Below are 19615 nucleotides of genomic sequence, written 5' to 3'. Positions count from 1 at the left end.
GATGCTGTGGCCAGGGACTCTGATTGGAGCCGGAGTGGGGTACGCGATTGCCAGCATTCCGGGGGCCATGCTTGGGGCGTTGTTGGGGCAGGCGCTGGATCGGCGCCTGCACTTGCAGAGCTGGGGACACTTACGCGAGAAGCTCGGCGGCCGGCCGATGCTGCGTAACGATGAACTGCTGTTCGTGTTGCTCGGGCGTCTGGCCAAGAGCGACGGGCGCGTCACTGACGGGCATATCCAGCAGGCGCGCAATGAAATGCGCGCGCTGGAAATGAGCGAGCCGGCGACTCGGCGGGCGATTGCCGCGTTCAATCGCGGCAAGTCCGGCAGCGACAATCTGCGCGGCTATCTGCGTCGTTTGAGTGCGCAACCGCACGCGGCCGAAGGTGTGTTGCGCGCCTGTTGGCGAATGGTTTGGGCTGATGGTCGCGCCGGGGTCAGCGAACGCGAGTTGCTGGCGCAGTGGGGCAAGTGGCTCGGCTGGACGTCGCAGCAGGTGCAAGCGCTGGCCAGCGATTACGAGCCGGGCAAGCGGCCGATCGTCAGTGCGGCAGTGAGCTATCAGGAGGCGATGAAGCTGCTTGGGGTGTCGGCGAGCAGCGAGCCGGCACAGATCAAGCGCGCTTACCGGCGATTGCTCAGTCGCCATCACCCGGACAAAATCGCCGGCAGCGGCGCGACCCCGGCGCAGGTGCGTGATGCGACCGAGCGGACGCGGGAATTGCATAGCGCCTATACGCTGATTCGCGAGCGGCGGGATTTTCGCTAGAAGTTAGATGGGTGTTGCTTGTGCTTGCCCCTTCGCGAGCAGGCTCGCTCCCACATTGAATTGTGCATAGATCCAATGTGGGAGCGAGCCTGCTCGCGAATTAAGGGCGATTCGGTGTGACAGTCAGTCAACAGCCTGAGGATTCAACCAGCCCCGCACCCGCCGAAACAACTGTTCCTGCTCAGCCTTCTTGTCCGGCAACACCTTCAGCGCCACCTGGCTGAACGCCGAGGTCTTCAGGCGCTTGCTCGCTTGCATGCGCTCCAGCGCTGCGTTGCGATCCAGCGCTCTGTCCATGTAGAAAATATCCACCGTCGGCAGCTTCAGTGTCGGCGTCAGTTCGGCGAGTGGCGGCAGGGCTTTGGCTGGTGCTTGCGCGTCAACCATGACCAGTTTTTCCACCTGCGGCGTTTGTCGCTCGCTGAGAAAACGCGCCGCCCAGTAGGCACCGGTGCCGTGACCGAGCACGACAATGCTGCGCGCGCTTTGCTGTTCGGCGTAGGCAATCGCCGCGTCGATCCGTCCGAAAATGCGCTCGGCGTCGGCTTTGGTTTGTTCTTCGCTGGTCTCGGCCACTACCTGTTCGGCGACTTCCGCTTCACCGCCAGCGGCCTGTTCGATCGGTTGTGCGGTGGTGGCGTCTTTGCTTGTGGTTTCCGGGGCTTTCGGCGCGGCGGCCGGTTCGATTACGCGCGGAGCAATGGCGTCGCTTTGCAGATCCGGCAGGGTGATGCTCAGGCTGCTCCACTCGGCATCCGGCAATTTGCCTCGCAACGGGCCAACTGCCTGCGGCCAGTCAGCGGTTTCGCCGGCACCGGGAACGATGATCACCGCGCCTTTGGGCTCGGCGCTGTTGGCCGGTTTCCACAGGGCGAGGAAAGTGTCGCTGCCAGCCTGCAGTTGTTGCTGCTCTTGCGCCGGCAGTTTACGTTGCAGTGCGGCGGCCTCTTCCTGACTACGCTCAAGCAGTGGCTGGCGCTCGGCCGGTTTTTCCTCGGCGGGTTTATCCGTGGCGGCGGGCGCCGGGTCGGCGGCTTCGACGGAAAACGCACAAGGCAGGATCAGCGACAGGCACAATGCTGGCAGTGCCAGGCGGTAGACAGAGGGCATCGGTTATTCCAGGCCAGAAAAGTATCCCGGCAGCCTAATGGGTTGGTCAGAATTTGTCAGTGTATGAGACTTCAATGAAGCGATTTTGCTGCCTGTGGGTTATCGGCTGTTTGTGGTTTCCCTTGATGGGCTGGGCGGCGCCTGCGCCGCCGGGCCATGCCGCGCAATTGTCGCCAGAGCAGCAGCAATGGCTGGCGCAGCACAACGAATTGCGCGTCGGCCTGGTCTTGCAGGCGCCTTACGCGACCTACGATCGGCGCCTGCAGCGATTGTCCGGGGCCAATGTCGAGTTGATGAAGCTGCTGGCCAAAACCCTCGGCGTGGAACTGAGTTGGCGCAACTTTCAGGATCTCGGGCAGTTGGAAAGCGCTTTGCGCGAGGGCGAGATCGACATCGCTCCGGGCCTCAGCCAGACCCCGAGCGCGCTGCGTCTCTGGCAGTTTTCCGACCCGTACATGCGCGTGCCGCAACTGGTGGTCAGCGATCAGAAAAGCAGCGGCGCGGTCGATCTGGAAAAGCTCGACAGCCAGACCCGCGTCGCCGTGCGTATGCCGAGCAGCACCGCCGATTATCTGCGCAGCAACTATCCGCACTTGAATCTGCAAGGCGTGCCGCTGGAGCGTCAGGCCTTGCAGCTGCTGTTGAGTCAGCAAGCCTCCTACGCGGTGGTCGACGAAGCGCAGTTGGGGCGTCTGTCGGTGGAGCCGGAGTTTGCCGAACTGGTGGTGGTCGGCGATATCGGCCTGCCGCAGTTGCTGCGCGTGGCCTCGCGGCGCGATTGGCCGGAACTGGCCGGCATCGTCCAGAGCGCCTTGCGCGCAATACCGGCCAAGGACCTGGAACAACTGCACAACCAATGGCTGCAGCCGAAATACCCACGGCTGACCGAGTCGCCGGGGTTCTGGCAGAACCTCAGCCTGTTGTTCGCGGTGATGCTGCTCAGTTGCGCGGCCATCGTGGTCTGGCAGCGGCGCCAACAGCACAGCCTCGAACAACGCCTGCTCAGCGCCCGCGAAGACATTGCGTTGCGCGCGGCCAGTGAAGAGGCGCTGCGGCTGACGCAGTTTTCCATCGATCAAAGCACCGTCGGCATCCTCTGGGTCAATTGGGACAGCCATGTGCGCTACGCCAACCGCGCAGCGGAAAACATGCTCGGCTATCCCTCGGGCGGGCTGATCGAACGGCCACTGATCGATTTCGAGCCCGGCCTGCACATGGATCGCTGGCTCAATCTGTGGAAGCGTGCGCGGGCCAGTGAAGAAGGGCCGCTGAGCTTCGAAACCAGCTGCCTGCGCGCCGATGGCAACGTACTGCCGGCCGACGTGTCTTTGAGTTTTCTGCGTTTTCGCGACAGTGAATATCTGGTGGTCTACCTCACCGACGTCACCGACCGCCGCCGCGCGCTCGCCGCTTTGCAGGAAAGCGAGGCGCGCCTGCAAGGCATCGCCGCCAACGTTCCGGGTCTGGTGTTCAGGCTGGAGCGGGCACCGGTCACCGGGCAGATCGACTTTGCCTACATCAGTGAGGGCAGCGAAAGTCTGGTCGGTTATGCACCGGCAGCCATCGCCCATCGCGACATGGGCCTGCGCAGTCTGGTGCACCCCGATGACAGGGCCAGTTATCACCGTACCCAGGATCAGGCGCTGGACACTGACAGCGATTGGTCGTGGCAGGGCCGCATCGTCACGCGCCGGGGCGAGCAGCGCTGGGCCGAGATCAAGGCGATCACCCGCCAGCTGGAGGATGGCGCCTACGTGTGGGACGGCATTGTCTGGGACATCAGCGAAAGCAAACGCATCGAGCTGGAACTGGCGGCCTCGCGCGAGCAACTGCGCGAACTGTCGGCGCACCTGGAAAGCGTGCGTGAAGAAGAGAAGGCGCGCATCGCCCGGGAAGTCCATGATGAGTTGGGACAGATGCTCACCGTGCTGAAACTGGAGACATCGATGTGCGAATTGGCCTACGCGCAACTCGATCCGGGACTCAACGAGCGGCTCAACAGCATGAAGCGCCTGATCGCACAGTTATTTCAGCTGGTGCGCGATGTGGCGACCGCGTTGCGTCCGCCGATTCTGGATGCCGGGATTGCCTCGGCCATCGAGTGGCAGGCGCGGCGTTTCGAGGCGCGCACGCAGATTCCGTGTCTGGTGCAGGTGCCGGACAATCTGCCGGCGCTCAGCGATGCCAAAGCGGTGGGGCTGTTCCGGATTCTGCAGGAAGCGCTGACCAACGTGATGCGCCATGCTCAGGCACATACGGTGGAGTTGACGCTGGCGCTGGATGGCGATGAATTGTGCCTGACGGTCAGCGATGATGGCGTAGGATTTGTCGCGGCCGAGGGTAGGCCGACGTCGTTTGGTCTGGTCGGTATGCGTGAGCGGGTGCTGATCATGGGCGGGCGGCTGGAGCTTGTGAGTGAGCCGGGGGAGGGCACCAGTCTTCAAGTGTGGGTGCCGGTAAGTGAGGTCTGAGGTTTTGTATTGTGAGTGCTGACGCCTTCGCGAGCAGGCTCGCTCCCACAGGGATTGGTGTGTACCTGAAATCTGGAGAAGAACGTGATCCGTGTACTGGTAGCCGAAGACCACACCATCGTCCGCGAGGGCATCAAGCAACTGATCGGCTTGGCCAAGGATCTGCAAGTGGTGGGGGAGGCGAGCAATGGCGAGCAACTGCTCGAAACCCTGCGCAGCGTGCCGTGCGAGGTGGTGCTGCTGGACATCTTCATGCCCGGCGTCAACGGCCTGGAAGCTATCCCGCGCATTCGTGCACTGAACAATCCGCCGGCGATTCTGGTGCTGTCGATGCACGACGAAGCGCAAATGGCCGCGCGCGCATTGAAGGTCGGCGCGGCCGGGTATGCGACCAAGGACAGCGATCCGGCGCTGCTGCTCACGGCGATCCGCAAAGTTGCGGCGGGCGGGCGTTACATTGACCCGGAACTGGCCGACCGCATGGTCTTCGAAGTCGGCCTGACCGATACCCGGCCGCTGCATTCGCTGTTGTCAGAACGCGAATTCTCGGTGTTCGAACGCCTGGCCCAAGGCGCCAACGTCAACGATATCGCCCAGCAACTGGCCTTGAGCAGCAAGACCATCAGCACGCACAAGGCGCGGCTGATGCAGAAGCTCAACATCACCTCGCTGGCGGAGCTGGTGAAATATGCGATGGAGCACAAACTCCTTTGACCGTCACCGCCCTCATGTGGGAGCGAGCCTGCTCGCGAAGGCGGCGTAACAGTCAGCCATTCAGTTTGATGACCCACCGCATTCGCGAGCAGGCTCGCTCCCACAGGTTCGGAGTTGGCATATCCATTAGCGACAGACGCTTTTGCCTTTACTAGCGGCTTGCAGCTTGCCCCTTGCCGCTGCGTTTGCCCAAACGCGCCATCCTTGTAGGGCATTCCCTACCCCCAACCTTCCATTGCGCTTAAGCGATTCTCTCCTGCACCCCGATTTGCGTGGCCGCCGCCAGCCACTAGGCTTGATGAACAAGCAGTCATCAACAACAAAGGTGTGGGTATGAGCCAGGTCGATACAAGCGCAGGGACCAGTGATGTGCTGGTCAGCTTTCGTGGTGTGCAGAAGAGCTACGACGGCGAGAACCTGATCGTCAAAGACCTCAACCTGGACATTCGCAAAGGCGAATTCCTCACCCTGCTCGGGCCGTCCGGTTCCGGCAAGACCACCAGCCTGATGATGCTCGCCGGATTCGAAACGCCGACCGCCGGTGAAATCCTCCTGTCCGGGCGTTCGATCAACAACGTGCCGCCGCACAAGCGCGATATCGGCATGGTGTTCCAGAACTACGCGTTGTTCCCGCACATGACTGTCGCGGAGAACCTTGCTTTCCCGTTGACCGTGCGCGGCTTGAATAAAAGCGATGTCAGCGAGCGGGTGAAGAAAGTTCTCAGCATGGTTCAGCTCGATGCCTTCGCCTCGCGTTATCCGGCGCAGTTGTCCGGCGGTCAGCAGCAGCGTGTGGCACTGGCCCGCGCGTTGGTGTTCGAGCCGCAACTGGTACTGATGGACGAACCGCTGGGCGCCCTCGACAAACAACTGCGTGAACACATGCAGATGGAGATCAAGCACCTGCACCAGCGCCTCGGCGTGACCGTGGTCTACGTGACCCACGACCAGGGCGAAGCACTGACCATGTCCGACCGCGTCGCGGTGTTCCATCAAGGCGAGATCCAGCAGATTGCGCCGCCGCGCACGCTCTACGAAGAGCCGAAAAACACCTTTGTCGCCAACTTCATTGGCGAGAACAACCGCCTCAACGGTCGCCTGCTCAGCCAGAGCGGCGAGCGCTGCGTGGTCGAGTTGGGTCGTGGCGAAAAGGTCGAGGCACTGGCAGTCAACGTTGGCCAGACCGGCGAGCCGGTGACCCTGTCGATCCGTCCGGAGCGCGTCAGCCTCAACGGTTCGAGCGATCAATGCGTCAACCGCTTCTCAGGGAGGGTGGCGGAATTCATCTATCTGGGCGACCACGTCCGGGTGCGCCTGGAAGTCTGCGGCAAGACCGACTTCTTCGTGAAACAACCGATTGCCGAGCTCGATCCTGCGCTCAGCGTCGGCGACGTGGTACCGCTTGGCTGGCAGATCGAGCACGTTCGTGCGCTCGATCCGCTTTTAGAGGCGCACTAAGCGCCCCGGCAATACCAACACCAACCCTGCACGTGGAGAGAACAATAAATGTTGAGATCCCTGAAGTTCACCGCCCTGACTCTGGGCCTGATGGGTGCGACCGGCGCAATGGCCGCCGGCCCGGACTTGACCGTGGTGTCGTTTGGCGGGGCGAACAAGGCGGCGCAAGTCAAAGCCTTCTATGCACCGTGGGAAGCGGCGGGTAACGGCAAGATCGTCGCTGGCGAATACAACGGCGAGATGGCCAAGGTCAAAGCCATGGTCGACACCAAGAGCGTGTCGTGGGATCTGGTCGAAGTTGAATCGCCAGAGCTGTCCCGGGGTTGCGACGAAGATATGTTCGAGCAACTCGACCCGGCCCTGTTCGGCAAGACCGAAGACTACGTCAAAGGCGCCATTCAGCCGTGCGGCGTAGGTTTCTTCGTCTGGTCGACCGTACTGGCTTACAACGCTGACAAGCTGAAAACCGCGCCGACCAGTTGGGCGGATTTCTGGGACACCAAGAAATTCCCGGGCAAGCGCGGCCTGCGCAAAGGCGCCAAGTACACCCTCGAATTCGCTTTGATGGCCGACGGTGTGGCGCCGAAAGACGTCTACAAAGAGCTGGCAAGCAAGGGTGGCCAGGATCGCGCGTTCAAGAAACTCGATGAGCTCAAGCCAAGCATTCAGTGGTGGGAAGCCGGTGCACAACCGCCGCAATACCTCGCTTCCGGTGACGTGGTGATGAGCTCGGCGTACAACGGTCGCATTGCGGCGGTGCAGAAAGAATCCAACCTGAAAGTGGTGTGGAACGGCGGCATCTACGACTTCGACGCCTGGGCCATCCCGAAAGGTCTGGATGCCAAACGCGCGGAAGCGGCGAAGAAATTCATCGCCTTCTCGGTGCAGCCGCAGCAGCAAAAGACCTACTCGGAAAACATCGCCTACGGCCCGGCCAACACCCAAGCCGTGCCGCTGCTGGCCAAGGATGTCCTGAAAGACATGCCGACCACCCCGGAAAACATCGCCAACCAGGTGCAGATCGACGTCAGCTTCTGGGCTGACAACGGCGAGCAACTGGAACAGCGCTTCAATTCCTGGGCGGCGAAATAACCACTTATTTACCTGTATGGAGATGGCAAGGGGGCTTTTGTGGTGAGGGGATTTATCCCCGTCGGGTTGCGAAGCAGCCCCAAAGCCATACCCGCTCGGTGGGTCAGATAAACCGCATTCTCAGGTTTTACGACTGCTGCGCAGCCGAACGGGGATAAATCCCCTCGCCACCAGGCTCGCTCCCACAGGTAGCAGTGTTTCAACGCAACAGAGGTGGTTCGCCACCTCTGTAACGATCAAAGATTTGCGGAGTACGTCATGGCCATCGCCGTTCCCCTGAACGAGGGCAACAGCCCCACCTTGAAGCAGAAGCTCAAGCACGCCGAGCGGGTCAACCGCTGGAAGGCCCAGGCACTGATTGCGCCGCTGGTGCTGTTTCTGCTGCTGGTGTTTCTGGTGCCGATCGTGGCGCTGCTCTATAAAAGCGTCGGCAACCCGGAAGTGGTTGGCGGCATGCCGCGCACTGTCACTGCCATCGCGAGTTGGGACGGCCGTGGTCTGCCGGCCGAGCCGGTGTACAAGGCTGCCAGCGAAGACCTCGCCGAAGCCCGCAAAAACCAGACGCTGGGCGATCTGTCCAAGCGCTTGAACATGGAGTTGGCCGGCTACCGCAGCCTGCTGACCAAAACCGCCCGCGCGCTGCCGTTCGCCAGCGAACCGGCCTCCTACAAGGAAGCGCTGGAAGCGCTCGACGAACGCTGGGGCGACCCGGCCTACTGGCAAGCGGTGAAACGCAACACCAGCAGCATCACTCCGTATTACCTGCTGGCGGCGGTCGATCACCGTATCGATGACCTTGGCGAACTGGCCCCGGCCACCCCGGATCAGGCTATCTACCTCGACATCTTCGCCCGCACCTTCTGGATGGGCCTGGTCATCACCGCGATCTGCCTGCTGCTCGCCTATCCATTGGCCTACCTGCTGGCGAACCTGCCTTCGCGGCAGAGCAACCTGCTGATGATCCTGGTGCTGCTGCCGTTCTGGACCTCGATTCTGGTGCGGGTCGCCGCGTGGATCGTGCTGCTGCAATCCGGCGGCCTGATCAACAGTGCGCTGCTGGCCATGGGCATCATCGATAAACCGCTGGAACTGGTGTTCAACCGCACCGGCGTGTACATCTCGATGGTGCACATTCTGCTGCCGTTCATGATTCTGCCGATCTACAGCGTGATGAAAGGCATCTCGCCGACCTACATGCGCGCGGCGATTTCCCTCGGCTGTCATCCGTTCGCCAGTTTCTGGCGGGTGTACTTCCCGCAGACCTACGCCGGCGTTGGCGCCGGCTGCCTGTTGGTGTTCATCCTCGCCATCGGCTACTACATCACCCCGGCGCTGCTCGGCAGCCCGAACGACCAAATGGTCAGCTACTTCGTCGCTTTCTACACCAACACCAGCATCAACTGGGGCATGGCCACCGCGCTCGGCGGCTTGCTGTTGCTGGCGACCGTGGTGCTTTATCTGATCTACAGCTGGCTGGTCGGCGCCAGTCGCCTGCGCCTGAGCTAAGGGGAATTTGCGATGCTGAGTCCTTACATGTCGCCCATTGAACGGGTGTGGTTCTACAGCCTGCGGATCCTCTGCGGCCTGATTCTGTTGTTTCTGATCCTGCCGGTGCTGGTGATCATTCCGCTGTCGTTCAACTCGGGGAGTTTCCTGGTCTATCCGCTGCAGGGTTTCTCGCTGCAGTGGTACCACGACTTCTTCGCCTCGGCGGAATGGATGCGTGCACTGAAGAACAGCATCATCGTCGCCCCGGCGGCGACGGTGCTGGCGATGATCTTCGGCACCTTGGCGGCGATCGGCCTGACCCGTGGCGACTTCCCCGGCAAGTCGCTGGTGATGGCGCTGGTGATTTCACCGATGGTGGTGCCGGTGGTGATCATCGGCGTGGCGAGTTATCTGTTCTTCGCGCCACTGGGGCTGGGTAACAGCTTCTTCTCGCTGATCGTCGTGCATGCGGTATTGGGTGTGCCGTTTGTGATCATCACCGTGTCGGCGACGTTGCAGGGCTTCAATCACAATCTGGTGCGTGCTGCTGCGAGTCTCGGTGCATCGCCGCTGACTGCATTCCGCCGGGTGACCTTGCCGCTGATTGCGCCGGGAGTGATTTCCGGGGCGCTGTTTGCCTTTGCGACTTCTTTCGATGAGGTGGTGGTGACGCTGTTTCTCGCCGGGCCTGAGCAGGCGACATTGCCTCGGCAGATGTTCAGCGGGATTCGCGAAAACCTCAGCCCGACGATTGCAGCGGCGGCGACGTTACTGATTGCCTTCTCGGTGATTCTGCTGCTGACCCTGGAATGGCTGCGCGGGCGTAGCGAGAAACTGCGTACTGCGCAGGTCTGAGATCAAGGTCAAAAGCCACCCCTCACCCCAGCCCTCTCCCCAAGGGGGCGAGGGGGAAGGGAGCAGATCTTCGAGGCTTTCGCGGCCGGAGTTCGACTCGGTAATTCAGGTCGATGTATTTCGAGAGTACAACCCGGTCAGTCCCCTCTCCCTCCGGGAGAGGGTTAGGGTGAGGGGCTCTTGATCTTCCTATCCGATCAACCATTCACACCCTGAATAGCAGACAACCCCAAATCCCCAGCTAATCTTGTGCCCAGCTCCCACATCTATAAGAGGCTGCGCACCATGAGTCTGTCCCAGTTCAAAATCGCTCATAAACTGATCACCGGCGCCGCAGCCATCGAACAACTGGCCGCCGAACTCACCCGTCTGGACATCGATAACCCGCTGATCGTCACCGACGCCGCGCTGGTCAAGTCCGGTACTGTCGAGCTGGCGCTGGTGCAACTCGGCGGGCGCGAATACGAGATTTTCGACCGTGTGCTGCCCGATCCGGAAATCGCCATCGTCGAAGACTGCATGCGCGCCTATCGCGAGGGCGGCCATGACGGTTTGATCGGCCTCGGGGGCGGCAGCGCCATCGATATTGCCAAAAGTGTCGCCGCCTACGCCGGATATCACGGCGCGCTGGAAGATCTGTTCGGCGTCGATCAGGTGCCGCGCAAAGGCCCGCCGCTGATCGCCATCCCGACCACCGCCGGCACCGGCTCTGAAGTCACCAACGTGGCAATCCTCTCGGACAAGGTCGCGCAGGTGAAGAAAGGCATCGTCAGCGACTATCTGTTGCCGGACGTGGCGCTGGTCAGTCCGCAAATGACCCTGACCTGTCCGCGCAGTGTTACCGCCGCCAGTGGTGTCGATGCACTGGTGCACGCCATCGAATCCTACCTGTCGGTGAATGCCTCGCCGATCACCGACTCCCTCGCCATTGGCGCAATCAAGTTGATCGCCAGCGCCTTGCCCAAGGCCTACGCCAACGGCGCCAACCTGCAAGCCCGCGAAGACATGGCCACCGCCAGCCTCATGGCCGGCATGGCGTTCGGTAACGCCGGGGTCGGTGCGGTGCATGCGTTGGCGTATCCGCTGGGCGGGCGCTTCAACATTGCCCACGGTGTCAGCAACGCCTTGCTGCTGCCCTATGTGATGACCTGGAACAAAATGGCCTGTGTCGAACGCATGCAGGATATTGCCGAAGCCATGGGCGTGAAGACCGCGCATCTGAGCGCCAGCGAAGCCGCGGACAAAGCCGTGCAGGCCATGACCGACCTGTGCGCGGCAGTGGAAATCCCTGCCGGGCTGCGCAGTTTCGGCGTGCCGGAGGAAGCAATTCCGGCGATGGCCGTGGAGGCCGCCGGCATCGAGCGCTTGATGCGCAACAACCCGCGCAAACTCAGCGCCGGCGACATCGAGAAGATCTACCGCGCGGCTTACTGAGGCGCGGGCGCTGAGGGCACATGGCACAACCCAATCATCGCGGTCCCGGTGCGCGCGTGGAAACTTGAGGTATACAATGCGCGCCATCGTGATTTAGCTCAGCACAGGTGCGTCATGCAGCCCTTCGTAATTGCTCCGTCGATCCTCTCCGCCGACTTCGCCCGCCTCGGCGAGGAAGTGGACAACGTTCTCGCCGCCGGCGCCGACTTCGTCCACTTCGATGTCATGGACAACCACTACGTGCCCAACCTGACGATCGGCCCGATGGTCTGCGCGGCGCTGCGCAAGTACGGCGTCACCGCGCCGATCGACGCGCACCTGATGGTCAGCCCGGTGGACCGCATCGTCGGCGACTTCATCGAAGCCGGCGCGACTTACATCACCTTCCACCCGGAAGCCACTTTGCACGTCGATCGCTCGCTGCAACTGATCCGCGAAGGTGGTTGCAAATCCGGTCTGGTGTTCAACCCGGCGACCCCGCTGGACGTGCTCAAGTACGTGATCGACAAGGTCGACATGGTCCTGCTGATGAGCGTCAACCCGGGCTTCGGTGGGCAGAAGTTCATTCCCGGCACCCTCGACAAATTGCGTGAAGCGCGGGCGATCATCGACGCTTCCGGTCGCGACATCCGTCTGGAAATCGACGGCGGCGTCAACGTCAACAACATCCGCGAAATTGCCGCTGCTGGCGCCGATACCTTCGTCGCCGGCTCGGCCATTTTCAACGCGCCAAACTATCAGGAAGTCATCGACAAGATGCGTTCCGAACTGGCACTGGCGCGCCCATGAGCGGTTTTGAGCAGTTGTTCCCGGGGCAGTTGCCACGGTTGGTGATGTTCGATCTGGATGGCACGCTGATCGATTCGGTTCCCGACCTGGCAGCGGCGGTGGACACCATGCTGCTCTCCCTCGGCCGTCCGCCGGCAGGTATCGAAGCGGTGCGCGAATGGGTCGGCAATGGCGCGCCGGTGCTGGTGCGTCGGGCCTTGGCGGGTGGTATCGATCACTCGGCAGTGGACGACGCTGAAGCCGAGCGCGCACTGGAGATTTTCATGGAGGCGTACGGCGCCAGCCATGAACTGACCGTGGTCTATCCCGGTGTGCGCGACACGCTCAAGTGGCTGCACAAACAAGGCGTGGCCATGGCGTTGATCACCAACAAGCCGGAGCGCTTCGTCGCGCCGCTGCTCGATCAGATGAAAATCGGCCGCTACTTCAAGTGGATCATCGGCGGCGATACCCTGCCGCAGAAGAAGCCTGACCCGGCGGCGCTGTTTTTCGTGATGAAAATGGCCAACATTCCGGCCTCGCAATCGTTGTTCGTCGGCGACTCTCGCAGTGATGTGCAGGCCGCGAAAGCAGCGGGGGTCAAGTGTGTGGCGCTGAGTTACGGCTACAACCATGGCCGGCCGATTGCCGAGGAATCGCCGGCACTGGTGATCGACGATTTGCGCAAACTAATTCCCGGTTGCCTGGATCTGGCTGGTGGGATAACGTTGCCCGACGCTGTTCAACCCCCTTCTGGAAACGCCATCGTGGTGGTCACCCGCAAACTCTGGATGAAAGTCATCAAGGCCCTGGCCCGCTGGCGTTGGCGCGCCTGACTGATTCTGGCCGGCCCTGCCGGCGCGTTTGCATACCTGACTGATTGCACCTCACCCCACGAGGCACTTTATGAATCGCGAAGAATTCCTGCGTCTGGCCGCTGACGGCTATAACCGCATCCCGTTGGCCTGCGAAACCCTGGCCGACTTCGACACGCCGCTGTCGATCTACCTGAAACTGGCCGACCAGCCCAACTCCTACCTGCTCGAATCGGTGCAGGGCGGCGAGAAATGGGGCCGTTACTCGATCATCGGCCTGCCGTGCCGCACCGTGCTGCGCGTACATGACCATCACGTCAGCATCACCGTTGATGGCGTCGAGACCGAAAGCCATGACGTCGAAGACCCGCTGGCCTTCGTTGAAACCTTCAAAGCGCGCTACAACGTGCCGACCATCGCCGGCCTGCCGCGCTTCAACGGTGGACTGGTCGGTTACTTCGGTTACGACTGTGTGCGCTATGTCGAGAAGCGTCTGGGCAAATGCCCGAACCCGGATCCGCTGGGCGTGCCGGACATTCTGCTGATGGTTTCCGACGCCGTTGTAGTGTTCGACAACCTGGCCGGCAAGATGCATGCGATCGTCCTCGCCGACCCGGCCCAGGCCGATGCCTTCGAGCAAGGTCAGGCGCGTTTGCAGGAACTGCTCGAGCAACTGCGTCAGCCGATCACCCCGCGTCTTGGCCTGGATTTCAGCAAACAGCGATCCGCCGATCCGGTGTTTCGTTCCAGCTTCACTCAGGACGATTACGAAAAAGCCGTCGACACCATCAAGGAATACATCCTTGCTGGCGACTGCATGCAGGTGGTGCCGTCGCAGCGCATGTCGATCGACTTCAAGGCTGCGCCGATCGATCTGTATCGCGCGCTGCGTTGCTTCAACCCGACGCCGTACATGTACTTCTTCAACTTCGGCGATTTCCACGTCGTCGGCAGTTCGCCGGAAGTGCTGGTGCGCGTCGAAGACAATCTGATCACCGTGCGCCCGATCGCCGGCACGCGCCCACGCGGCGCCACCGAAGAAGCCGATGTGGCGCTGGAGCAGGACCTGCTCTCGGATGACAAGGAAATCGCCGAGCACTTGATGCTGATCGATCTGGGCCGCAACGATACCGGCCGCGTTTCGGAAATCGGCTCGGTGAAGCTCACCGAGAAAATGGTCATCGAGCGTTATTCCAATGTGATGCACATCGTCTCCAACGTCACCGGCCAGTTGAAGTCGGGCCTGACCGCGATGGACGCACTGCGGGCGATTCTGCCGGCGGGTACGTTGTCGGGCGCGCCGAAGATTCGCGCGATGGAAATCATCGACGAACTGGAACCGGTCAAGCGCGGTGTGTACGGCGGTGCGGTCGGTTACTTCGCCTGGAACGGCAACATGGACACCGCCATTGCCATTCGCACGGCGGTGATCAAGAACGGTGAATTGCACGTGCAGGCCGGCGGCGGCATCGTCGCCGACTCGGTGCCGGCGCTGGAATGGGAAGAAACCCTGAACAAACGCCGCGCGATGTTCCGCGCCGTGGCCCTGGCCGAGCAAACCCCGGACGCCTGATCCACGCAATTTCCCATGTGGGAGCGAGCCTGCTCGCGAAGAGGGTGTGTCAGTCACCGTTGATGCTGACTGACCCAGCGCTTTCGCGAGCAGGCTCGCTCCCACATTGGGTTTTGTGTTGAGGCATAAAAAAAGCGGCGCCCTGACAGGCGCCGCTTTTTTGCATCTACGACTCAGAAATCCAGCACAACCCCGACATTCAGGCCCTGCTGCTTGAAGTCATCATCCTTGCGAAACGTATAACCCCCACGCAGCGCCAGATCTGCCGTCAGCTTGTGACTGACACCCAGGCTCAAGCGGTTCAGGTGACTTGCCGGTGTGTAGCCTTCAAGGGTGAAGTCATTGGCCGGCAGGGTGTTGAGGGCGATGTTGACCTTCTGCACGTCATCTTCGTACTCACGCTCGTGAGCGTATTCGCCATACACCTGGGTTTGCGCGGTGAAGTTGTACTTGCCTTGAATCCCCAGGCCCAAGCGTTTCGAATCGCGGCTCTGGTCATCGAAGGTCAGCGCGGTGGCGCGGTTGCTCTTTTCCGAGTAACCGTCGACATCGACACTGGCGTAATCGGCGCTGACAAACGGCGACAGATGCCATTGGCTGCCCGGTTGCGCAATGTCATAGCCCAGGCGGGTGCTGAACGCCCACAGACTGCCGTCGGTATCGCCTTTCTCCGCGCCCTCGCTGGCGCCGAGGTCGAACTTGCGCTTGAGGTTGTCGTAGTCGAGTTTGCCGCCGGTCAGCGCCGCGTCGGCCCACCAGCGGTTCTGCTGGAACTGGGCGAACGCGGTGGCCATGTAGCTGTTGAGTTTGTAGTCGGAATCGTTGTGCCCGGCCTCGAGATTCTGCCGGTACAAACCGGCTGCCACGCCCACGCGCCAAGCCTCATTGAGGCGATAGCTGCCGCCGACGTTGAGGTTGTAACCGCTGCCATCGGCGCTGGCGCCGCTGCTTTGGCTGTCGACATCCAGACGCTGTCCGCCGGCCGAGACAATCGCACGCCATTGGCCGACCGCTTGCCAGTTCTCCCAGTCCGCCTGCCATTGGTTACGCAATTCATCCTGATGCGCGCGCACCGTGCCGTGGGCCATCTCCGGTAGAAGGCTCAATTCCCACGGCGCAGCCAAGAGCGAATAGGCGTAATCGGCGATCAGTTTTTGCCCGGATTCGGTCGGGTGTACGCCATCGTTGTAGATCAGCTTGGTCGGATCCGGCGTGGCGCTGTTGATCCCGTAACGGGCGTTTTCCGTGCAGCTATTGCCACTGAAGCAGGTCGCGGTGAGGTTCTGGTCGGTAGCCAGACCAAAGCGCCCCGGGTCGGCGAAGACTTCCGAGAGCAGCACCGGAATGTTCAGCGGAATGACTTCGGCGTCGATGCCTTGCAGGCGCGTCACCAACTGACTGTTGAACTGGTTGGCGAGGGTGCTGCTGAACGCTTGCAGCGGCGTGCCGTTCAGAGCAGGTGTCAGGCCCACGTCGGGCAGCAGCCAGACCATCACGTATTTGGCGCCGGCGGTCTGCAGGGTTTGCACGCTATCGGCCAGTCGATCGGCTGCGGCGTTGGCCTGGGGCAGGCTGAGAATGCGGCCCTGGAGGAAATCGTTGCCGCCACCGGAAATGTAATACAGCGCATTCGGGTCGGCGCGGAAGCCGTTCGACGGCAGGTAACCGGCGCGGGTGCGTTCGCCGGTGGCAGATTGGGTGGTGATCGAGTCGAGAATCTGGTCGGTGCGATAACCACCGACTGCCCAGTTGTTGCCGTCGGGCTGGCCGTTTTCCGCGCGCACCGCGGAGCTGGAAGAGGCTGTCTGGTCGGGCGAAAAGCCCAGGCGGCCGCCAAGCAACTGGGTGGAATTCAATGAAAAAACTTCGCCGCTGCCATCCTGATACACCGGCCCGGTACGGTTGGTGTAACGCTCGGTGGAGCCCGCCGGGCCGCCCGTGTCGGCGAAGGTGCCGGCATCGTTGAGGCTGTCACCGAAGACGATGAAACTGGAATAAGGATTGGGCGCTGCATTGGCCTGGGCGCAGGCGAGTGCGAGCAAGCAGCTGGCCAGCGGTACAAACAACGTCTGTCTGATCATGAGCAAGTCCGTTTATTTATTGTTGTAGGTGAACGAAACGACAGTACCAAAAACGTTCGGCCTTTTGCCATCGGTCGCGAATCCTTCTGCCGTTTTATAACCCGCAGGCCCCGCCATATTGCACGCTCCGCCCAGCTAAGTTACTGTGCCGGAACGTATGAACGAGACCTTCCCCGTGTTGATCACCAGCAAACTTCTGGATCAAGTCATCAAGGCACACGCCCGCTGGCGTTGGCGCGCCTGAATCTTCTCTGCCGGCTCCGCCGGATCTGTATCGCTTTGCCTTCCTTGTCTGTTTGAAATGCCGCTGTGCTGGCGCCCTGTGCGCGTCCGACATCGCGCAGCCACCCGCGGGCAAGTCATCTGAAGGCTGTCATCAAGTCAGAATTCAAGAGGTTCGAAACGCCATGTTGCTGATGATCGACAACTACGACTCCTTTACCTACAACGTTGTGCAATACCTCGGCGAGCTGGGTGCCGAGGTCAAAGTGGTGCGCAACGACGAACTGACCATCGCCGAAATCGAAGCGCTGAATCCCGAGCGCATCGTGGTTTCCCCGGGGCCGTGCACGCCCACCGAGGCGGGCGTTTCCATTGATGCGATCAAGCACTTCGCCGGCAAGCTGCCGATCCTCGGCGTCTGCCTCGGCCACCAGTCCATCGGCCAGGCCTTCGGCGGTGATGTGGTGCGTGCCCGCCAAGTCATGCACGGTAAGACTAGCCCGGTATTCCACGAGGACAAGGGCGTGTTCGCCGGCCTCAATCATCCGCTCACTGTTACCCGTTACCACTCGCTGATCGTCAAGCATGACAGCCTGCCCGATTGCCTCGAGCTGACCGCATGGACCCAGCACGACGACGGCTCGGTCGACGAGATCATGGGCCTGCGTCACAAGACCCTGAACATCGAGGGTGTGCAGTTCCACCCCGAATCGATCCTCACCGAGCAGGGTCATGAACTGTTTGCCAATTTCCTCAAACAAACCGGCGGCACGCGCTAAGGACTTCCCATGAATATCAAGACAGCCCTCAGCCGTATCGTCGAACACCTCGACCTCAGCACCGATGAAATGCGCGATGTGATGCGCGAGATCATGACCGGCCAGTGCACCGAAGCGCAGATCGGCGCGTTTATGATGGCCATGCGCATGAAAAGCGAGAGCATCGACGAAATCGTCGGCGCCGTGTCGGTGATGCGCGAGCTGGCCGATCAGGTCGAGCTGAAAACCCTCGACGGCGTAGTCGATGTGGTTGGCACCGGCGGTGACGGTGCGAATATCTTCAACGTATCGACCGCGTCTTCCTTTGTTGTCGCAGCCGCCGGTTGCACCGTCGCCAAGCACGGCAACCGCGCGGTGTCCGGCAAGAGCGGCAGTGCCGATCTGCTGGAAGCTGCCGGCATTTATCTGAACCTGACCCCGGTGCAGGTCGCGCGCTGCATCGACAACGTCGGCATCGGTTTCATGTTCGCCCAGACTCACCACAAAGCGATGAAGTACGCCGCCGGCCCGCGCCGCGAACTCGGTCTGCGCACGCTGTTCAACATGCTCGGCCCGCTTACGAATCCGGCCGGTGTGAAACATCAGGTCGTCGGCGTATTCACTCAGGCGCTGTGCCGGCCATTGGCCGAAGTCTTGCAAAGACTGGGCAGCAAACACGTTCTGGTCGTGCATTCGAAGGACGGCCTGGACGAATTCAGCCTCGCCGCGCCGACTTTTGTTGCCGAGTTGAAGAACAACGAAATCACTGAGTATTGGGTCGAACCGGAAGACCTCGGCATGAAGAGCCAGAGCCTGCACGGCCTGTCGGTTGAAGGCCCGGAAGCGTCGCTGGCGCTGATCCGCGATGCCCTCGGCAAGCGCAAAACCGAAAACGGCCAGAAAGCTGCCGAGATGATTGTGCTCAATGCCGGTGCGGCGCTGTATGCCGCCGACCTCGCAAGCAGTCTGAAACAAGGTGTGGAGCTGGCGCACGACGCGCTGCACACCGGCCTCGCTCGGGAAAAACTCGAGGAGCTGGGTGCCTTTACCGCGGTATTCAAAGTGGAGAATGAAGGATGAGTGTACCGACGGTTCTGGAAAACATTCTGGCGCGCAAGGTTGAGGAAGTCGCCGAGCGCAGCGCTCGGGTCAGCCTGAGCGAGCTGGAAAGTCTGGCCAAGGCGGCCGATGCACCCCGTGGTTTTGCCCAGGCGTTGCTGGCGCAAGCGAAGAAGAAACAACCGGCCGTGATTGCCGAAATCAAAAAGGCTTCGCCGAGCAAAGGCGTGATCCGCGAAGACTTCGTCCCGGCAGACATTGCCAAGAGCTACGAAAAGGGTGGGGCCACCTGTCTGTCGGTGCTGACCGATATCGACTACTTCCAGGGCGCCGATGCCTACCTGCAACAGGCGCGCGCCGCCTGCAAATTGCCGGTGATCCGCAAGGATTTCATGATCGATCCGTACCAGATCGTTGAAGCTCGCGCGCTTGGCGCCGATTGCGTGCTGTTGATCGTCTCCGCACTGGACGACGTGAAAATGGCCGAGCTGGCCGCCGTGGCCAAAGGCGTCGGTCTCGACGTGTTGGTGGAAGTGCACGACGGTGACGAACTGGAGCGCGCGTTGAAAACCCTCGACACGCCGCTGGTCGGGGTCAACAACCGCAACCTGCACACATTCGACGTCAGCCTGGAAACCACCCTCGACCTGCTGCCGCGCATCCCGCGCGATCGCCTGGTGATCACCGAAAGCGGCATCCTCAATCGGGCCGACGTCGAGCTGATGGAAATCAGCGATGTGTACTCGTTCCTGGTCGGCGAAGCGTTCATGCGCGCGGAAAATCCAGGCATTGAATTGCAGCGCCTGTTCTTTCCGGAGCGTGGTGTGCCGATCAGTGGTTCGACCCTCGACTGACCGAGTCGACCTCATTCGCGAGCAGGCTCGGTCCCACAGGGAAATGCATTCCAGTGTGGGAGCGAGCCTGCTCGCGAAGAGGCGCTAAATTCCG

At 61.5% G+C, this 19615-nt stretch carries 16 protein-coding genes; 14 read left to right on the top strand and 2 right to left on the bottom strand.

What is annotated here, in order from left to right; genetic code table 11:
- The first annotated feature begins 1 nt into the window (after position 1).
- Positions 2-769 carry a TerB family tellurite resistance protein gene (locus PSH90_RS24045; RefSeq protein ID WP_056786687.1) on the top strand — a complete coding sequence of 256 codons (768 nt, stop codon included), beginning with the start codon at positions 2-4 and terminating at the stop codon, positions 767-769.
- Positions 770-892: 123 nt separating this feature from the next.
- On the opposite strand, the gene PSH90_RS24040 is transcribed toward PSH90_RS24045, so the two are convergent.
- A complete protein-coding gene (locus tag PSH90_RS24040) occupies positions 893-1879 on the bottom strand; it encodes an alpha/beta hydrolase family protein (protein ID WP_236167646.1) in 987 nt (328 codons plus the stop codon).
- A 74-nt stretch (positions 1880-1953) separates the two neighbouring features.
- On the opposite strand from PSH90_RS24040, the gene PSH90_RS24035 reads away from it, so the two are divergent.
- From PSH90_RS24035 to trpE, 10 genes are all read left to right on the top strand, one after another.
- Entirely contained in the window at positions 1954-4350 is a 2397-nt protein-coding gene (locus tag PSH90_RS24035) for a transporter substrate-binding domain-containing protein (RefSeq protein WP_305381632.1), read from the top strand.
- Positions 4351-4434: 84 nt separating this feature from the next.
- Positions 4435-5064, top strand: a complete 630-nt coding sequence (locus PSH90_RS24030) for a response regulator transcription factor (protein ID WP_305381631.1) — start codon at positions 4435-4437, stop codon at positions 5062-5064.
- Between the two features lie 333 nt (positions 5065-5397).
- Positions 5398-6522, top strand: a complete 1125-nt coding sequence (locus PSH90_RS24025; protein WP_252868383.1) for an ABC transporter ATP-binding protein — start codon at positions 5398-5400, stop codon at positions 6520-6522.
- A gap of 48 nt (positions 6523-6570) precedes the next feature.
- Entirely contained in the window at positions 6571-7614 is a 1044-nt protein-coding gene (locus PSH90_RS24020) for an ABC transporter substrate-binding protein (RefSeq protein ID WP_016772907.1), read from the top strand.
- Positions 7615-7872: 258 nt separating this feature from the next.
- Positions 7873-9120: an ABC transporter permease gene (locus tag PSH90_RS24015; protein ID WP_252886884.1), complete on the top strand. Its 1248-nt coding sequence runs from the start codon at positions 7873-7875 to the stop codon at positions 9118-9120.
- Positions 9121-9132: 12 nt separating this feature from the next.
- Complete coding sequence (locus PSH90_RS24010; protein WP_016772909.1) at positions 9133-9957, top strand: ABC transporter permease; 825 nt, start codon at positions 9133-9135, stop codon at positions 9955-9957.
- A 285-nt stretch (positions 9958-10242) separates the two neighbouring features.
- Positions 10243-11391 (top strand): iron-containing alcohol dehydrogenase, encoded by a 1149-nt coding sequence (locus PSH90_RS24005; RefSeq protein WP_252868381.1) that lies wholly within the window; start codon positions 10243-10245, stop codon positions 11389-11391.
- 114 nt (positions 11392-11505) lie between these two features.
- Complete coding sequence (rpe, locus tag PSH90_RS24000; protein ID WP_007918813.1) at positions 11506-12180, top strand: ribulose-phosphate 3-epimerase; 675 nt, start codon at positions 11506-11508, stop codon at positions 12178-12180.
- Positions 12177-12995, top strand: a complete 819-nt coding sequence (locus PSH90_RS23995; protein ID WP_041476686.1) for a phosphoglycolate phosphatase — start codon at positions 12177-12179, stop codon at positions 12993-12995. Before rpe ends, PSH90_RS23995 begins: the two co-directional genes overlap by 4 nt.
- Positions 12996-13065: 70 nt before the next feature.
- A complete protein-coding gene (gene trpE, locus PSH90_RS23990) occupies positions 13066-14547 on the top strand; it encodes an anthranilate synthase component I (RefSeq protein ID WP_252886883.1) in 1482 nt (493 codons plus the stop codon).
- 173 nt (positions 14548-14720) lie between these two features.
- Here the strand turns inward: trpE and estP are convergent, their stop codons facing one another.
- Positions 14721-16628, bottom strand: coding sequence for an esterase EstP (gene estP, locus PSH90_RS23985; protein ID WP_258707264.1), 1908 nt, complete (start codon positions 16626-16628; stop codon positions 14721-14723).
- 407 nt (positions 16629-17035) lie between these two features.
- Here estP and PSH90_RS23980 point away from each other — a divergent pair, with 407 nt between their 5' ends.
- The 3 genes from PSH90_RS23980 to trpC are packed head-to-tail and all read left to right on the top strand — an operon-like array spanning position 17036 to position 19521.
- Positions 17036-17629 carry an aminodeoxychorismate/anthranilate synthase component II gene (locus PSH90_RS23980; protein WP_041476683.1) on the top strand — a complete coding sequence of 198 codons (594 nt, stop codon included), beginning with the start codon at positions 17036-17038 and terminating at the stop codon, positions 17627-17629.
- Between the two features lie 9 nt (positions 17630-17638).
- Positions 17639-18688 (top strand): anthranilate phosphoribosyltransferase, encoded by a 1050-nt coding sequence (gene trpD / locus PSH90_RS23975; RefSeq protein WP_041476682.1) that lies wholly within the window; start codon positions 17639-17641, stop codon positions 18686-18688.
- Complete coding sequence (trpC, locus tag PSH90_RS23970) at positions 18685-19521, top strand: indole-3-glycerol phosphate synthase TrpC (protein WP_041476681.1); 837 nt, start codon at positions 18685-18687, stop codon at positions 19519-19521. The genes trpD and trpC overlap by 4 nt, the downstream gene beginning before the upstream one ends.
- Positions 19522-19615: the final 94 nt, after the last annotated feature.

Origin of the sequence: Pseudomonas sp. FP1762 (assembly GCF_030687105.1) — a bacterium.
GTDB lineage: Bacteria > Pseudomonadota > Gammaproteobacteria > Pseudomonadales > Pseudomonadaceae > Aquipseudomonas > Aquipseudomonas siliginis.
This window is presented reverse-complemented; position numbering and strand designations above follow the sequence as displayed.

What these genes read in the sequence shown, in the direction of transcription:
- PSH90_RS24045 (WP_056786687.1), top strand. Translation starts at nt 2, where the DNA reads ATGCTGTGGCCAGGGACTCTGATTGGAGCCGGAGTGGGGTACGCGATT.
- PSH90_RS24040 (WP_236167646.1), bottom strand. Translation starts at nt 1,879, where the DNA reads ATGCCCTCTGTCTACCGCCTGGCACTGCCAGCATTGTGCCTGTCGCTG.
- PSH90_RS24035 (WP_305381632.1), top strand. Translation starts at nt 1,954, where the DNA reads ATGAAGCGATTTTGCTGCCTGTGGGTTATCGGCTGTTTGTGGTTTCCC.
- PSH90_RS24025 (WP_252868383.1), top strand. Translation starts at nt 5,398, where the DNA reads ATGAGCCAGGTCGATACAAGCGCAGGGACCAGTGATGTGCTGGTCAGC.
- PSH90_RS24020 (WP_016772907.1), top strand. Translation starts at nt 6,571, where the DNA reads ATGTTGAGATCCCTGAAGTTCACCGCCCTGACTCTGGGCCTGATGGGT.
- PSH90_RS24015 (WP_252886884.1), top strand. Translation starts at nt 7,873, where the DNA reads ATGGCCATCGCCGTTCCCCTGAACGAGGGCAACAGCCCCACCTTGAAG.
- PSH90_RS24010 (WP_016772909.1), top strand. Translation starts at nt 9,133, where the DNA reads ATGCTGAGTCCTTACATGTCGCCCATTGAACGGGTGTGGTTCTACAGC.
- PSH90_RS24005 (WP_252868381.1), top strand. Translation starts at nt 10,243, where the DNA reads ATGAGTCTGTCCCAGTTCAAAATCGCTCATAAACTGATCACCGGCGCC.
- rpe (WP_007918813.1), top strand. Translation starts at nt 11,506, where the DNA reads ATGCAGCCCTTCGTAATTGCTCCGTCGATCCTCTCCGCCGACTTCGCC.
- PSH90_RS23995 (WP_041476686.1), top strand. Translation starts at nt 12,177, where the DNA reads ATGAGCGGTTTTGAGCAGTTGTTCCCGGGGCAGTTGCCACGGTTGGTG.
- trpE (WP_252886883.1), top strand. Translation starts at nt 13,066, where the DNA reads ATGAATCGCGAAGAATTCCTGCGTCTGGCCGCTGACGGCTATAACCGC.
- estP (WP_258707264.1), bottom strand. Translation starts at nt 16,628, where the DNA reads ATGATCAGACAGACGTTGTTTGTACCGCTGGCCAGCTGCTTGCTCGCA.
- PSH90_RS23980 (WP_041476683.1), top strand. Translation starts at nt 17,036, where the DNA reads ATGTTGCTGATGATCGACAACTACGACTCCTTTACCTACAACGTTGTG.
- trpD (WP_041476682.1), top strand. Translation starts at nt 17,639, where the DNA reads ATGAATATCAAGACAGCCCTCAGCCGTATCGTCGAACACCTCGACCTC.
- trpC (WP_041476681.1), top strand. Translation starts at nt 18,685, where the DNA reads ATGAGTGTACCGACGGTTCTGGAAAACATTCTGGCGCGCAAGGTTGAG.